This window comes from cyanobacterium endosymbiont of Epithemia turgida isolate EtSB Lake Yunoko, assembly GCF_000829235.1.
Lineage (GTDB): Bacteria > Cyanobacteriota > Cyanobacteriia > Cyanobacteriales > Microcystaceae > Rippkaea.
Genome location: NZ_AP012549.1, coordinates 99,349 through 116,406, shown reverse-complemented (window position 1 = coordinate 116,406; position 17,058 = coordinate 99,349). Strand labels below are relative to the sequence as shown.

The 17,058-nt window shown below is 32.7% G+C and carries 9 protein-coding genes, 1 tRNA gene and 1 rRNA gene; 6 read left to right on the top strand and 5 right to left on the bottom strand.

The window, feature by feature from the left end; translation table 11 throughout:
- Positions 1–617 precede the first annotated feature (617 nt).
- Positions 618–1,493, bottom strand: coding sequence for a 4-hydroxybenzoate solanesyltransferase (locus ETSB_RS00305; RefSeq protein WP_044105574.1), 876 nt, complete (start codon positions 1,491–1,493; stop codon positions 618–620).
- Between the two features lie 2,148 nt (positions 1,494–3,641).
- On the opposite strand from ETSB_RS00305, the gene ETSB_RS00300 reads away from it, so the two are divergent.
- The 3 genes from ETSB_RS00300 (at position 3,642) to atpC (ending at position 9,431) form a co-directional block, all read left to right on the top strand.
- Positions 3,642–5,258 carry a Ppx/GppA phosphatase family protein gene (locus ETSB_RS00300; RefSeq protein ID WP_044105571.1) on the top strand — a complete coding sequence of 539 codons (1,617 nt, stop codon included), beginning with the start codon at positions 3,642–3,644 and terminating at the stop codon, positions 5,256–5,258.
- A gap of 2,211 nt (positions 5,259–7,469) precedes the next feature.
- The gene (gene atpD, locus ETSB_RS00295; RefSeq protein WP_044105569.1) at positions 7,470–8,921 is read left to right on the top strand and encodes a F0F1 ATP synthase subunit beta; all 1,452 of its coding nucleotides are present in this window, start codon (positions 7,470–7,472) and stop codon (positions 8,919–8,921) included.
- A 99-nt stretch (positions 8,922–9,020) separates the two neighbouring features.
- Positions 9,021–9,431: an ATP synthase F1 subunit epsilon gene (gene atpC, locus ETSB_RS00290; RefSeq protein WP_044105567.1), complete on the top strand. Its 411-nt coding sequence runs from the start codon at positions 9,021–9,023 to the stop codon at positions 9,429–9,431.
- 79 nt (positions 9,432–9,510) lie between these two features.
- Here atpC and ETSB_RS00285 read toward each other — a convergent pair whose 3' ends face one another.
- Together ETSB_RS00285 and pth are read right to left on the bottom strand one after the other, a co-directional pair.
- Entirely contained in the window at positions 9,511–9,843 is a 333-nt protein-coding gene (locus ETSB_RS00285) for a 30S ribosomal protein PSRP-3 (protein ID WP_171816448.1), read from the bottom strand.
- Between the two features lie 45 nt (positions 9,844–9,888).
- Positions 9,889–10,503 (bottom strand): aminoacyl-tRNA hydrolase, encoded by a 615-nt coding sequence (pth, locus tag ETSB_RS00280; protein ID WP_044107509.1) that lies wholly within the window; start codon positions 10,501–10,503, stop codon positions 9,889–9,891.
- Positions 10,504–10,698: 195 nt separating this feature from the next.
- Between pth and ETSB_RS00275 the strand changes: the two genes are divergently transcribed.
- On the top strand, positions 10,699–12,333 hold the full coding sequence (locus ETSB_RS00275; RefSeq protein ID WP_044105561.1) for an alpha-D-glucose phosphate-specific phosphoglucomutase: 1,635 nt from the start codon (positions 10,699–10,701) through the stop codon (positions 12,331–12,333).
- A 1,065-nt stretch (positions 12,334–13,398) separates the two neighbouring features.
- Here ETSB_RS00275 and ETSB_RS00270 read toward each other — a convergent pair.
- Both ETSB_RS00270 and ETSB_RS00265 read right to left on the bottom strand, forming a co-directional pair.
- Positions 13,399–13,659 carry a hypothetical protein gene (locus tag ETSB_RS00270; protein ID WP_145972220.1) on the bottom strand — a complete coding sequence of 87 codons (261 nt, stop codon included), beginning with the start codon at positions 13,657–13,659 and terminating at the stop codon, positions 13,399–13,401.
- A 3-nt stretch (positions 13,660–13,662) separates the two neighbouring features.
- On the bottom strand, positions 13,663–14,505 hold the full coding sequence (locus ETSB_RS00265) for a tetratricopeptide repeat protein (protein ID WP_044105555.1): 843 nt from the start codon (positions 14,503–14,505) through the stop codon (positions 13,663–13,665).
- 709 nt (positions 14,506–15,214) lie between these two features.
- Between ETSB_RS00265 and ETSB_RS00260 the strand changes: the two genes are divergently transcribed.
- Both ETSB_RS00260 and ETSB_RS00255 read left to right on the top strand, forming a co-directional pair.
- Positions 15,215–16,701: ribosomal RNA gene (locus ETSB_RS00260) — 16S ribosomal RNA — on the top strand.
- A 152-nt stretch (positions 16,702–16,853) separates the two neighbouring features.
- A tRNA-Ile gene (locus ETSB_RS00255) sits at positions 16,854–16,927 on the top strand.
- Positions 16,928–17,058: the final 131 nt, after the last annotated feature.

Here is a 17,058-nt window from a genome sequence, read left to right as displayed (position 1 = left end):
CACCATATTATCTAGTCTATATCTAAGTTTTTTCTTTCGCTTTATCAAGAAAGATTACGGATTGAAGAAATGTCTAATAAGTTAGCCTCTTTACTGTTGGACATTATGGATGTCATTTCCTTGAGCAATAAGATATATCCCTAGGGATGACTACTGCTTGAGGACTTATATTTAAAGAAGCAAATACTAATACTTAATAAACCCTATCCTTATTGCTGCAAGTGACTGAGAAGTTTATTAGAACATTCTTTAATGTGGAGCAGGAAAAATACTCCACATTAAAGAATATATAAGAAGTTTATTGAATTTTATAAAAATGATATCCTGAACAGATATTAATTTAAAAAATTTAATCGAAAAGAGAGTTTATCATAGTTATTGAAGTAGTAAAGGATTAAAGAATACTAGGCTATTTATATTAAAGACTTTAGGGTAAATAGTTAATCACAAATTTTTGAACCGTCTAAAAGAATTTTAACAGTGTTATTGATTAATTGTTGAAGTTTGTCTAGAAGATATTTATAGAAGATTAATGATAAAGACAATACAAAAATTTATTCGTAATTTTACGATACTAATTTTTTAAATACTGTTTACACAGAATTTAAAGCAAAAGATTAACCGAACACCATTCCCAGTAATAAGAGAAAACCTAATATAACATTCTGAAGAAAAATTTCTCCATATACAGATCTAGGGATATTTTTTAAACGGAGGTAAAAATATTGAACTGTCCAACCTACTAGAGCAATAAATACAGTAATCCAAAATACAACTTTAAGTTTTAAAATTATTCCTAAATAAGATAATAAACCAACACTTATTGTAAAAAATATTCCTACGGCATTAGCCGTATAAGATCCAAAAAATAAGGCACTAGAATTAATTCCAATTTTTTTATCATCTTCCTGATCCGACATAGCATAAACTGTATCAAATCCTAATGTCCAGAATACCGTTATTCCCCATAATATCCAAGTAGAAAGCTCTAATCGAGCTGTCACTGCCGTCCAACTGATTAAAACAGCAAACCCCCACGCTATGGATAAAATTAATTGGGGAAAAGGAAACCCTCTCTTAGCTAAAGGATAACCAATAATCACAGGCAACGCAGCGACACAGAGCCAAAAACTTAAATGATTAAGATACAAGGATAAAATCATTGCACATCCTAGAGCAATAGAAGCAACAATAATACCTACTTTTACGGATAAAGACTTTTCTGCCAAAGGACGGGTACAGGTCCTTTCTACGTAAATATCAATATTTCTGTCCCACAAATCATTGATAACACAACCTGCCGCACTGGTAGCTAAAGTTCCTAAAATAATTATCCCCACTAATGGTAAAGAAGGATTTCCTTTAGATGCTAAAGTAACTGCCCATAGTGCAGGAATCATTAAAATTAACCTTCCAGCCGGTTTATTCCACCGCAAGAGTCGAATAATCTTTAGCCAAGTAGGTTCAGAAGTTGATTGAGAAAAAGTGACCATAAAATAAATTAGGCTAATTATTTATAACTTTTCTATTATAAAAGTTACCATAAAATTCAGAAAAGATGTGCTCAGAAAATATTTAACACTCTATGTATTAGAATATTTATTTAATATAAATGAATAAAAAAATTGACATATAATAACAGAATATTTTTTTAATTATTATTTTTTAATATTTTTTAGTAGGTTTATTATTCAAAATAAACCTACTAATGTTATCAGTTGAGTATAAAAGTATGTTTATATTACATTATAAATTAAATTAATTTATTTTTTTATATTCTATCTTCATAGACACTTCTAAACTATTTTGATTTCCTTTAAGATGAGTAATTTTGTCAAGTTATTTTTTAAAAATTTAAATAAACTATAACTCTTGCTGAATAGGTTTTTAAAACCTATTCAGATTATCTAATTTATTTCTATAAATAGTTAAATTCGTATTTTATTATCTTAGCACGTAAAACTAATCAAAATATTTGATATAATTAGCTCGATCTATTATTTTAATCTATATTACTTTTTTATTTTTATAGGTTCTAAGACTTAAAATCGAAAGCTATTTATTATTTTATTTTAAAATCTTTATTATTTTAGGCTGGAATGTAAATGTATATACCATATTTTTATGGTATTTATTAAGCTCTATCTTGATTCACTAAATTTTGTTTTAAGTCTAATTTTTGTATTTGTTAAATCTACTTACTTCTATCTCTAAAATATCTACTTGTCAATCTAACTCTACTGGTCATAGATGATAACTTAAAATTTGAGTTAATTAACTTAAATTTTAAAGGTTTTTATTGTTGTCTATTTAATTCTAATAATCAGATTATTTACTTCACTATTAAAGGAGTATTTAATAATTTTTATCTTATTTTTTTAAAAAATATATTTTTATATTTAAAAGAGCCTCCTGAGTATAAATTATTTTATAGATCAATAGCCTTCTATATATAAAGTATATCTCTAAAAAATATTCATCATTTTAATAAAAATTTTAATTTATTAAAATTTTTATCTCTATATATTTTATTTGCATGTTTTATTGAGTGGTAATTAGAATATAAAATTTTGATTTCTATTATTGGTAAAAATAAATATTAATTTTCTAAAATTAGTAGAAATTTTATTTAATTTAAAAATCATCTAAATAAGCTTTCTTTATAAGAGAGTACTTATTTTTTAATATTTATTTATCTATAAAATTTATTTTTAGTAATTTTTTACTTTTCTTATTAAGATATTAAAGTTAATAATTAAATATCTCATATATTTTTAAGAAGGTTATCTTATAATTCTAAGTAAAATAATTACAATGTATTCACTAACTACTAAAGTAATTAATTTAAGTTAATTTAGTTTTAGTTTATTTTTTGTATTAAGTCCTACTTTTAATATCTCTAATATTTCTTGAGTACTTTTATACTATTATCTTTATTTAAAATCTAGTTTTATATAGTGCATCAATGTTTTATGATTAAATATATAAATTTTATTTATCTTATTTTTTTACTTATCTTATAAACTTTAGTAATATAAATTACTTTTAATTATTACCTATTTTTATTAGTCGCATACATTTTAAATACATAACTAAATAAGTTTCTACTCTATTTTATTTAAATTTTTAATTTTTTATCTAACGTAAATAAATATCTGTAAATTGCTGTATTTGTAATATATTTTATTACTAATGTATTTAATTATCATTAACTCAACTATAAATAGAATCAATTTCAATAGTTAACTTGAAGTATTCTTTATGCTTACATAATATTTATATACAGATATATGGATATTTTTGCATTAAATTTTAGTTTAAAACTTAATGCAAAAAACAAATAAATAAAAAAAATATCTATTTGAATAGAGTAATTAAATATTCTTTAATATAATTATTTTACTCATGAGCTCAAATTTATTCAATGAAAATAATGTGATAATATATAACTTTGTGCTCAAAATCTTTATTTTAAATTTAAGTCAATTGTTTAAGTAAATTGTGGATTATTGTAAGATTTTTATTATTCATATGAATATTTAGATAATGCCTATGTAGCTTGATTTTGATTTATTGAAAAAAATAGTTTAATAAATTAACCAAAAACCTTCTTCATGTAAAAGAATCGAGAAACTGAGTCTATGACAACATCCTTTGATTACAACTTTACTAATAGTGACAGCCGTAATACTTGTTTATTAGCAGCCATTGATATTGGTACAAATTCGATCCATATGATAGTAGTGGAAATTGATAAAACTCTGCTCACTTTCACGATTATAAACCGAGAAAAAGATGCAGTTCGGCTAGGGGTACGGGAGGCAAAAACTAAAAAGTTAACCGAAGAAGCTATAGAACGGGCAATCGCATCTCTAAAACGCTGTAAAGACTTAGCCACTAGTATGAAAGTAGATCATATTGTTGCTATTGCTACCAGTGCTACTAGAGAAGCTCCTAATGGGCAAGATTTTATTCAACGAGTTGCATTAGAGGTTGGTATTCAAGTTGACCTAATTTCTGGCTATGAAGAAGCACGTCGCATCTATCTAGGAGTCTTGTCAGGTATGAATTTTCAGACTCAGCCTCATATCATTATTGATATTGGAGGAGGTTCAACAGAAATTATCCTTGCTGATGTTCATGAGCCCCGTTTTCTCAGTAGTATTAAAGTTGGAGCGGTACGACTAACAGAGGAATTGATCACTACTGATCCTGTCAGTGAAACAGAATTTGCTAATTTACAGGCTTATATACGGGGAATGCTTGAACGTCCGATTGATGAATTACGTCGTAAATTAGGTAATAACGAACAGCCCCAACTGGTGGGAACTTCTGGAACTATCGAAACCATAGTGGCTATCAATGCATTACAAAAGTTAGGAGAAGTTCCTAGTCGTCTTCAGGGTTATCAAATAGGACTTAAAGAGGTTAAAGATTTAGTAAAAAAATTTGTTTCCATGACTTATAAAGAACGGTTAAAAGTTTCAGGTATGCCCTATAAACGTGCCGAAATTATTGTGGCAGGTGGAGTGATTTTAATGGAAGCAATGGCCATGCTAAAACTAGATAATATTATCGTTTGTGAACGGGCATTACGTGAAGGAATGATTGTTGACTGGATGCTAACTCACAAGTTAATTGAAGATCGATTGTGTTATCAGGGAAAAGTACGTCATCGTAGTGTTTATAATATTGCCAGTAAGTATCAAGTTAATATAGAATATGGTGAAAGAGTAGCACAATTTACCCAAAGTTTATTTAAGCAATTAAAAGGAATTTTTCACAATTGGGGAATAGAAGAATGGGAGTTACTTTGGACAGCAACTATTCTACACAAATGTGGTTTATATGTTAGTCATTCTGCTTATCATAAACACTCTTATTATTTGATTCGTAATGCAGAACTATTAGGGTTTACAGAACTTGAATTAGAAACTATTGCCAATGTGGCTCGTTATCATCGTAAAAGTATCCCTAAGAAAAAACATGAGCCCTATAGTAAGTTGTCGGATACTCATAAAAAAATAGTTAGACAACTAAGTCTAATTTTACGCTTAGCTGTTGCCCTTAATAGTCGGCAAATAGAAGCTGTCAAAACTGTTGAATGTAAGTATGATAAAGAAGGCAAAAAGCTTTATTTACATTTATTTTCTACTGATCCTAATGATGATTGTGCCTTAGAACTGTGGAATTTAAACTATAATAAACTAGTTTTTGAGAATGAATTTGGAGTTAAAGTTGTCGCTACATTAAACTAAATTTCTGTTTCTCAGTAACAAATTAGCCTTGGCAAGGCTAATTTGTTACTGAGAAACTTATTCCTTAATTCTTCTTGTAAAGCAGGTTTTGCAATTATATCTTAAGAATTAGCTAATGATACTAAATACGGCTATAAAAACTTACTTAATAATAAGGGATAACTAATTTATATAAAACGGCATATAAAAAGTATATCTTAGTTGAATTATAGTGATAAATACCATCTAAAAAGTTAAAATTATGTAGAGTTAAAAAGGTAGTATTTCTTTTAAAGTTATTCTATATATAGATATGTATTAATTAATAGAATAATAAAAACCTAGTCTAGTGATTAAACTGAATATTAGTATCTAATCAATATAAATAGAATGAAAAGTAACTTGTGATATAGACAAAAATTGTGTTCAAAAAAATATTTAATTAAAAATTATATAGAATAAGAATATATTTTAAATTAAAAAATAATTTTAAATTAATTTATAACAATAAAATAATTGCATAAAATATTATAAATTTATAGAGTAAATATTTATGTTTTCTAAACATAGAGGTTTTTAAAAAAAATAATTTAAAATTGTATTTGTAAATGACCAACTGCTCTGATAAGTTAGGACTATAAATGGTTATATATTTTTAGAAAAATCTTATGGAATTCAATTTCCATAGTAAAAATATAAAAAAATTTATTAATTAATAAAAAATATTTATTATCCTATAATAAGTATTTTGAAATAATAAATTAATTAAATAAATTTTATTAATTTATTATTATTTTTAATAGAGGATGGTAAGTTTGGAATAGAATACCGAGTAAAAAAAATTAGATTTAATTAGTATGCTTTTAATTCTATCAGTAAAGTTTTTTATCTTAAATCTAATTAATCTTTCTATTTTTTGGATAAGTTTAACATAATTTTTATTCTTAAATAAAATTGTTTAACTATTTGACTTATTACTAATTTATTTGACTGGATAAAATCTATTTACTATTATTTGAGTTTGTCGGATTAATTTGTTATCAGCATCCAATTTTAATTCTATCTAATTTTAGAAAATTAGAAACAAAATACTATAGCTTATGTCCATTTTTTAAAATTAATATTTTTTTTATAAAAGGTAACATCTATTCATTAAAATAATATCTTCTAGTACCATTGAATAATTAAACCTTAATATAATCAAGCTTTAAACAAATTTCTAGCACAAATATTTTTAAGATTTGTGCTGATTAAAGTAGTGTATTCATCCTCTAAAGCCATTAATATATGGAGGATAATCTCTCCAGTAAAATCTATTTTTATCTGAAAATACTTTTTCTGATTTATTTATTAATATTTCTATTTTTTTGTTATTACTGTTTTTTATACAAATAATTATATTTTTTCAAGTAATCCTGTTAACCATAATCAAACTATTTTAGTTAAAGCTAAATTATTATTGAGTTTGAATAAAAAAAATTAATTTTTATTCGTCTTAGCTGTATTTTTATTATTGGTTATTGATTACTGTGTAATCTCCTGTTTTATTTACTTTTTTAATCAAAATGAAGCATTATAGTATCACTAGTAGTTTGAGATAAACGACAAACCTTAATTCTTTAGATACTACTACGATCTCTTAAGGTTTATTCAAAATTTTTGCTTTTTAGGACCATAGCGATAATTTTTACTTAAATAGCCTAATACATATTTTTTTATGCTTTAATAGCTTAACTATTATGTTAATATATCTTCATATAAATTATCTTTAATTTGACAAAAGAAACCTTTTTCTACTCAAAGAGAACATCTTATAGTTAATTTGGTTGACATAAGCAGCTTGTTAATAGTTAAAAAATAATAAATATAAATTTATATCAACTCTATTTTATTAAACTTATTTGAATATTGAATAATGTTAGGGATATATAAAACAAAAAAAATTAATTGAACCTGATTTAACTCATATACAAAATCTGATCATATGCTATCCATAATTAGAATTCTAGTTTTTGATAAGTTTTTTGTCAGTGATTAAACTTTATCTTTAGATTTTATTTTTTTAGATGGCAGGTTTTGATAAAATCGGTTTTCTCCAAACAATCTTAGAGACATTCCCCGTGTTACCCAGAAGTGGTACTCTATAGGGTGGCGAAAGAAGATTAATAAGAGTAGGTTGTACCTTAGCCAAACTCTAAGCTAACCCCTTAAACAAATAGAATAAGTATAAGTATGGTAGCCGTAACAGAACAAACCAACGTTGGTAAAATCACGCAGATCATTGGACCGGTTGTTGATGCCGAATTTTCCAGTGGCAAATTACCTCGAATTTATAATGCACTCACAATTGAAGGCACAAACTCCTCTGGGGCAAATGTCTCCATTACCTGTGAAGTGCAGCAGTTGTTAGGAGACAACCGAGTTCGTGCTGTTGCTATGAGTGGGACAGACGGATTGGTTCGCGGTATGGAAATTGTTGATACTGGTGCGCCTATCAGCGTTCCTGTAGGTAAAGTTACTCTTGGTCGCATTTTTAACGTCCTAGGAAAGCCTGTGGATGAGAAAGGTGATGTAGATATGAGTAAGACTTCCCCTATTCACCGTCCCGCGCCTAAATTAACTGAATTAGAAACTGAGCCTAAAGTTTTTGAGACTGGAATTAAAGTTATCGACCTTCTAACTCCTTATCGTCAAGGGGGGAAAATTGGTCTATTTGGTGGTGCGGGTGTCGGTAAAACTGTCATCATGATGGAATTAATCAACAACATCGCTATCAACCACGGGGGGGTCTCCGTTTTTGCTGGTGTAGGAGAACGTACCCGCGAAGGAAATGACCTCTACAACGAAATGATTGAATCTAAGGTTATTAATCCTGATAACCCTGAAGAATCGAAAATTGCTCTTGTCTACGGTCAGATGAACGAACCTCCAGGAGCTAGAATGAGAGTTGGTCTATCTGGTTTAACCATGGCGGAATATTTCCGTGATGTCAATAAACAGGACGTATTGTTGTTTATTGATAATATCTTCCGATTTATTCAAGCAGGTTCTGAAGTGTCTGCGTTGTTAGGAAGGATGCCCTCTGCAGTTGGATATCAGCCCACTTTAGGGACTGATGTTGGAGATTTGCAAGAACGGATTACTTCTACAAAAGAAGGATCTATTACCTCTGTTCAAGCAGTTTACGTCCCTGCAGATGACTTAACTGACCCTGCCCCTGCAACCACCTTTGCTCATCTCGATGGAACCACTGTGTTATCCCGTGTACTAGCTTCTAAAGGGATTTACCCCGCAGTCGATCCTCTAGATTCTACCAGCACCATGTTACAACCTTCCGTTGTTGGTCAAGAGCATTATGATACAGCTCGTGCGGTGCAATCAACTCTACAGCGCTATAAAGAATTACAGGATATTATCGCTATTCTAGGATTAGATGAATTATCTGAAGATGATCGTCGCACTGTAAACCGTGCTCGTAAGATTGAACGATTTTTATCTCAGCCTTTCTTTGTGGCTGAGGTATTTACTGGTTCACCTGGTAAGTATGTAACTCTTAAAGAGACTATTAAGGGGTTTCAAATGATTCTTAATGGGGATTTAGATGATCTGCCTGAACAGGCATTTTATCTAGTCGGAAATATCGACGAAGCTAAAGAAAAAGCCGAAAAACTGCAAAAAGACTAATTCTTCCTCAGTCAACAGTCTCTTGGATAAATACCTTTCGAGTCACTGTTGACTGATAACTAAATAATTAATAGTTAAAACTAATAGCGAATAACTGATATGACATTACAAATCCGTGTAATTACTCCAGATGGAATCGTTTTGAATGAAGCTGTAGAAGAAGTCATCTTACCAAGCACCTCTGGACAGTTGGGAATTTTATCTGGTCATGCTCCTCTTTTGACTGCTCTCGATATTGGGGTTATGCGAATCCGCCCTAGTAAGGATTGGAAAAATTTAGCAGTTATGGGCGGCTTTGCCGAAGTCGACCACGATGTTCTTAAAGTTTTGGTTAATTCAGCAGAGGTTGACAATGATATTAGCAAAGAGGAAGCACAAACGGAATTCATTAAAGCTCAAACCCATTTAGAACAGGCAAACAAAGGGGGTAACCGTCAAGAGCAAATCAGAGCCTCCCAAGCTTTCAAACGGGCTAGAGCACGTCTTCAAGCATTAGGTAGACTAGTTTAAAGATTTAGTTCCAGGAAAAAATTAGATGAGGGCAAAGAAAGGGTTAAAGACTCGTCCCTCATCTGTCAGCACCATCGAATTAATTGGTGCCACTGAAGACGACTTTTGGAAACTTGCTTTGAGCCTCAGCCATAGAGACGCGTTTACCTTGGTTACGGAGATCCTGCCAATAATTAATGACTTCTGTAGCTTGATTGAGAATTTCAATCCTTTCGGTTTCCGTAATCCAATGTTTGGCTTCTAATTCATCTTGTAACTGTTGCCAAGCATCGTTTCGTGGCCAAAAAAAATAGTCAGTTAGGGGACTGGTTCCTTTTCCCACTATCTGATCGACAGTAATCGCCACATTAGCATCTAACCAAAGTGCTTTTAAAAGAAATTTTGATTCTAACTCTAATGACTCCTGCAACAGATAAACCTCGTTTATTCTAACTACACTACGGCAGTTTATTATACCTTATTTGGTAACTGTGCAGTTATTATAAAGACTCATAGCTTTTTCAATTCCTTCTTTGAGACTCATGTCCAAAGCATTGACTACTAAGGGTAAGACCTTCTCCATAATATTTTTTTCATCAAGGGTAAACTTTCCTAAAACATGGGAAATTGTTTCTTTAGAAGGATGAGATTCACCGATTCCAATGCGTAACCTAGGAAAGTCCTGACTACTTAAGTAAGAAATAATTGATTTTATGCCGTTGTGTCCTCCAGCTGATCCTCCTAATCTAATTCGTATTCGTCCGACAGGTAAATCCATATCATCATAAATTACTAATATCGAAGCCAGTGATAGTTTATACCAATCGCTAACGGCGCGAACTGATCTACCTGAACGGTTCATATAAGTGAGGGGCTTAAGTAAGTAAACTTTCTGATTCCCTTTGACTATTCCTTCGGTAAATAAACCTTGAAAACGGCGATTTTCTGTGAAGGATAATTTCCAAGTTTGGGCTAAAGCATCAAGAGCTTCAAATCCGATATTATGGCGGGTTTTATCGTATTTATCTTCGCAATTTCCTAACCCGATAATTAGTCGGGGAATAATTAGAGAAGATGAAAGAGATTTAGACATTGAAAATACCATTATCATTTGAGTATAAACAAATTAAAACAAATCTTATAGAATAATCTCAAAAATAAGCATCTAAATCACTCCAAGATTGTTGCATTGCCTATTGACTATAAAATAAGGCCAAGTTAATTTACCATATTGAAGTTATCTAAATCCTTCAAACGCTTACACTATAAAGATTAGAGCTAGATTAATATGATCATTCGTACTGTTTTGACTACTCCCTTTATTGATCAAAAACCAGGAACCTCTGGACTACGTAAAGCTGTTACTGTTTTTCAACAACCTAATTATCTTGAAAACTTTATTCAGTCTATTTTTAACTCCCTTGATAAGATTAAAGGACAAACTCTTGTTTTAGGAGGAGATGGTCGTTATTACAACCGTCAGGCCATACAAATTATCCTTAAAATGGCTGCTGCAAATGGCATTGGACGTATTCTGGTAGGGTGTAATGGGATTCTCTCTACCCCAGCAGCTTCAGCTGTTATTCGCAAATCTAAGGCTTTAGGCGGCATTATTCTTTCAGCCAGTCACAATCCTGGAGGACCTAACGGTGACTTTGGAGTCAAATATAATGTAACCAATGGTGGACCAGCTCCCGAAAAAGTTACCAATACTATTTTTGAGAGTACTAAAACCATTAGCGAATATAAAATACTTGATGCAGCAGATATAAAACTTAATCTTCCTGGATCTTTCACATTAGGAATAATGGAAGTAGAAGTTATAGATTCTATTGCTCCTTACCTCGAATTAATGCAGACATTGTTTGATTTTGACAAAATAAAAACCTTGTTTAGTTTAGGAAGCTTTAGGATGTGTATGGACTCCCTCCACGCCGTAACTGGACCTTATGCTCGTGCTTTATTTGAGAAATGTTTAGGGGCTCCAAAAGGAACTGTAAAAAATGGGACTCCTTTAGAAGACTTCGGAGGTTGTCATCCTGATCCTAATTTAGTCTATGCTCATGACTTAGTAGAAGTTCTTTTTGGAGAAAATGCTCCTGACTTCGGAGCAGCTTCCGATGGGGATGGTGATCGAAATATGATTTTAGGACGTAACTTTTTTGTGACTCCCAGTGATAGTTTAGCAATATTAACTGCGAATGCGAAATTAGTCCCTGGATATAAAGATGGTTTAACTGGGGTTGCTCGTTCGATGCCTACTAGTACAGCCGTAGATCGAGTAGCTGAAAAACTGGGTATTGATTGTTATGAAACCCCCACCGGTTGGAAATTCTTTGGTAGCTTATTAGATGCAGGAAAAGTAACCCTTTGTGGAGAAGAAAGTTTTGGAACCGGTTCAAATCATATTCGAGAAAAAGATGGTCTATGGGCAGTACTTTTCTGGCTTAATATTCTAGCAGTTCGAGATAAGTCTGTTCAGACAATTGTACAAGAACACTGGAAAGAATACGGACGAAATTATTATTCCCGCCATGACTATGAAGAAGTTAACTTAAAACCTGCTAATGAATTGATGGATAAACTCCGATTAACGGTGGAGAATCTAAAAGGAAAGAAATATGGTTATTATGAAGTCGCCTATGCTGATGACTTTTCTTATTCTGATCCTATTGATGGTAGTGTTAGTCAAAAACAAGGTGTTCGTATTGGGTTTACAGATGGTTCTCGTATTATTTTTCGTTTATCAGGGACGGGAACAAAAGGAGCTACTTTAAGGGTTTATATCGAGAGTTATGAATTAGATGCTAGTCAGCATAATATTGAAACTCAACAAGCTTTAAAACCTTTAATTCAATTAGCCGATGAAATAGCTAAAATCAAGGAGTTTACAGGACGAGATAAACCCACTGTTATTACTTAATTTATTTTCTGAATTGAGACTTGTAGAGTAGGCAATATTCACCCTATAAGTCTCGTATTTTAGTTCAAACTAATTATTTAATAGATTTTTTAAAAACTACTTATCTGATGTCTTATTATCAATTTTAGTTTTTTTATTTTTTTATAGAGCATTAAATGTAACGTTTTTCATGCTATTTATGTATCTATTAATTTTTTACACAAAATTAATAGATACATAAATAGCATGTTTTAGAAAAGCTAATAATTTACTAGAAAATATAAGCCTTAACTTCTATAATACAAATTTGATAGATTTGATTGCTGCCTATATATATAATATGAGTTATAGGTAACCGCAGGACAGGATAAAAAATTTAATATTTAGATATATAAATTATAGTAAAAGCTCATTTAAACAATATTATTTATCAGCTTCTGTTTAAAAAGCTTTAAGTTAAATAAATAATTTAGTTAACCTTTAGGATTTATATATAATCTAGACAAGTTAATATTAAGCTTATGCCTTGATTAAGATAAAATTGTTACAATTAATATTAATTATAACAATTTTTTAATTTTTTGTTGATGTTATTAGGTTCAAAAAAAACTAGATATTTTGTCAATAACTAGAATTTAATTTACTTATTTGTTTATTATAAAATAAACTTAATAATATTATTTTAGTTTCTAATGTTTAAAAAAAAAGATAGATTTATATGTCGATTTATATGTTTTTTAAAAAAACAATTTTTAATTATTAAGGGATTAACTTCAATGACTAAAGTCGTATAATTATCAAATAAGCGTTTCACGAGTGCCCAATACATCAGATGTTAAAAAATTAATTGACGACATAATTGAGTTAACCTTAAAAAGGATAATCTACAAAATCAATGAACTTATATATTTTTTAGAAAAATATTTTTAACACGTCTTGAAAAAGTTTGATACGATTACCGATGTATCATAGTCAAGTTACTAAATAAATATAAAAAACTAATTGTTTAGTTCTATTAACACAGCCCCAGTTCGCAACGCCAAACTATGAAAATTAAAATAATTAGAGTTCATCTCTCGTGGAAACTTAACGACGATAAGGATATAACATCACAGGTATAATCACGGCTCGTATCGCATTGACTAATAAAAGTATTGATTCATATGTAATACTGCATGTAATACTAAAACTATCAGATTGATTAAGAGCCAGTAGGATTACAAATTTAAATAAATTGTCATTGTCTGCTTCAAGGGTAGCTAACTGTCTCATTTCGCCAACGACTATGATAGTTTCCTGTCCCACAGAACTATACTTTCTTGAGTGTTGATTGAACCTAGATCTCAAAATCTAAGTATCATTTTGAGCTTGTAATTTTTTAATTGTACCGCGAGCTTGCTTAGCATGATCCAAATTGCCTTGAACCTTAAATAATTCTGCGGCTTTATGTATATCAGTGAAAGCCTCTTTCTGATTTCCTATTAGGAACTTAGTTACTCCCCGATTGTAATAGGCATCAGCTGAATTGGGATTTAATTCTAAACATTTAGTGTAATCAATGATCGCTGCTTCTAATTCTCCAGCATGATTGTAAGCTAAACCACGATTGTAATAAGCTTTGGCATAATTATCATTAAGTCCAATGGCTTTAGTATAGTCAGCAATAGCTTCTTGATGATTACCAAGGTAATCTTTAGTATTACCTCTATATATATAAAAATCAGCATATTCAGGATTAAGATTAATTGCTTCTGAACAATCAGCCAAAGCTTTTTGATATTCTTTTAATTGAAAAAAGGCGTAACAACGATTACCATAGGCATAAACAAATTTACGATTTATCTTTATAGACTGATTATAGTCATTGAGAGCTTCATTGAGCTTACCCAAGATATGTTGAGCATAGCCACGATTATAATAAGCATCAGGATCTTGGGGGTTTAATTCGATGGCTTCGGTAAAATTAATGATAGCTCCTTCATAGTCTCTTTCATTAATTTTATCTACCCCTTGGTTATACCATTCAAGAGCATCTGACTCTTGAGATGGACTTGGAGAAAGACTGTTTGGAGTTATTTCTGTTGGGACATCGCTTGGTTGTTGAGACAACAGCAATGGATGAGCGGACACTAAAGAACTAGCTGCGAGAATATTGGTTAACAGTCTTAAAATATAAAGATTATTAGTTATCATTCTGGTTCGAAGTTAAGAAACAACTTTTAAATATTCTAATAGTCTAATCAAGCTCTATTAATCACAAATACAACATTAAACTTTACTATGAGTAAGTATCTTGTCCATTTTTGTTGCTACTCTATTACCTATACAACTCCCTTAAACGACTTACTTTAGTGTAGTTAGATCATTAATCGAGTAAGTATCCTCTGAGATGTGATAAGAATTTAACAATTTTAGCTAGACTTTTCGCTAGTGATGAACACGGTAATTCATCTATCTCGATGAGTTCTGGTGGATATCACCCTAAAGACTTCTACTGCTTAGTGGACCTATTTTATATGCTATTATACATGATAAACAAGTTTTAGAGTTTATAGAGACTATGCTTCAATAAAACACAAAAACCAGTTATAAACCCAAGACTACGTTATAGCCTGATTTAGGAAGAAAGAAAAAAATTTTTTTGAAAAAAGCTTGACATTTTTAAATCGACTGGTGTACATTGGTAAATGCGCAACTGAGAGCAACACTCTCCCCAGCGCACTGGACCTTGAAAAATCAATAATTTAGAAGCTAACAACTGTATAGTGCCCCTTGTTATTCAAGATAATTATACATCTCACTACTTTCCCTGTCTACTAGATAGAGAAAGCAGAGAGATAAAAGTAAAGAAAGCCGGAAAACTAACTAAGTTAGAAGATACCGGCTAAAAGTCAGATCAAACACTATGGAGAGTTTGATCCTGGCTCAGGATGAACGCTGGCGGTATGCCTAACACATGCAAGTCGAACGAGCTCTTCGGAGCTAGTGGCGGACGGGTGAGTAACGCGTGAGAATCTACCTCTTGGTTGGGGATAACATTTGGAAACGACTGCTAATACCCAATGTGCCGTAAGGTAAAAGATTTATTGCCAGGAGAAGAGCTCGCGTCTGATTAGCTAGTTGGTGGGGTAAGAGCTCACCAAGGCATCGATCAGTAGCTGGTCTGAGAGGATGAACAGCCACACTGGGACTGAGACACGGCCCAGACTCCTACGGGAGGCAGCAGTGGGGAATTTTCCGCAATGGGCGAAAGCCTGACGGAGCAATACCGCGTGAGGGAGGAAGGCTCTTGGGTTGTAAACCTCTTTTCTCAGGGAAGAAGATATGACGGTACCTGAGGAATAAGCATCGGCTAACTCCGTGCCAGCAGCCGCGGTAATACGGAGGATGCAAGCGTTATCCGGAATTATTGGGCGTAAAGCGTCCGCAGGTGGTCACTCAAGTCTGCTGTTAAATACTAGAGCTTAACTCTGGAAAGGCAGTGGAAACTGAGAAACTAGAGTCCGGTAGGGGTAGCGGGAATTCCCAGTGTAGCGGTGAAATGCGTAGATATTGGGAAGAACATCGGTGGCGAAAGCGCGCTACTGGGCCGGAACTGACACTCAGGGACGAAAGCTAGGGGAGCGAAAGGGATTAGATACCCCTGTAGTCCTAGCCGTAAACGATGGAAACTAGGTGTGGCTTGTATCGACCCAAGCCGTGCCGAAGCTAACGCGTTAAGTTTCCCGCCTGGGGAGTACGCACGCAAGTGTGAAACTCAAAGGAATTGACGGGGGCCCGCACAAGCGGTGGAGTATGTGGTTTAATTCGATGCAACGCGAAGAACCTTACCAGGGCTTGACATGTCGCGAACCTTAATGAAAGTTGAGGGTGCCTTCGGGAGCGCGAACACAGGTGGTGCATGGCTGTCGTCAGCTCGTGTCGTGAGATGTTGGGTTAAGTCCCGCAACGAGCGCAACCCTCGTTCTTAGTTGCCATCATTAAGTTGGGAACTCTAGGGAGACTGCCGGTGACAAACCGGAGGAAGGTGAGGACGACGTCAAGTCAGCATGCCCCTTACGCTCTGGGCGACACACGTACTACAATGGTTGGGACAAAGGGCAGCGACCCCGCGAGGGAAAGCGAATCTCATCAAACCCAGCCTCAGTTCAGATTGCAGGCTGCAACTCGCCTGCATGAAGGAGGAATCGCTAGTAATCGCAGGTCAGCATACTGCGGTGAATTCGTTCCCGGGCCTTGTACACACCGCCCGTCACACCATGGAAGCTGGTCACGCCCAAAGTAGTTACCCTAACCTTTTGGAGGGGGACTCCTAAGGCAGGGCTGGTGACTGGGGTGAAGTCGTAACAAGGTAGCCGTACCGGAAGGTGTGGCTGGATCACCTCCTTATAGGGAGACCTCAGTTCAAGGAATAAAGCAAAAGGTATAAAACGAAAGTCTAAAACCTAGATAAAATAATGCTTTTCCTTAGAACTAATCCCAAGGTCGTGCAAGGGAAACATATCTGAATTAGCTTCTAAATTATGATTGGTTCAGGATAAGGGCTATTAGCTCAGGTGGTTAGAGCGCACCCCTGATAAGGGTGAGGTCCCTGGTTCAAGTCCAGGATGGCCCACCTAACCTAATGTGTATTGAACAGAATAACACTCAAGTACCAGTTCAGCACCGAGTCTCGCTTGAACAAAGTGAGGCAGACTGCTGGGCAGTTAGAGCCTAGTAAAGCACCTTGAAAACTGCATAAAAACG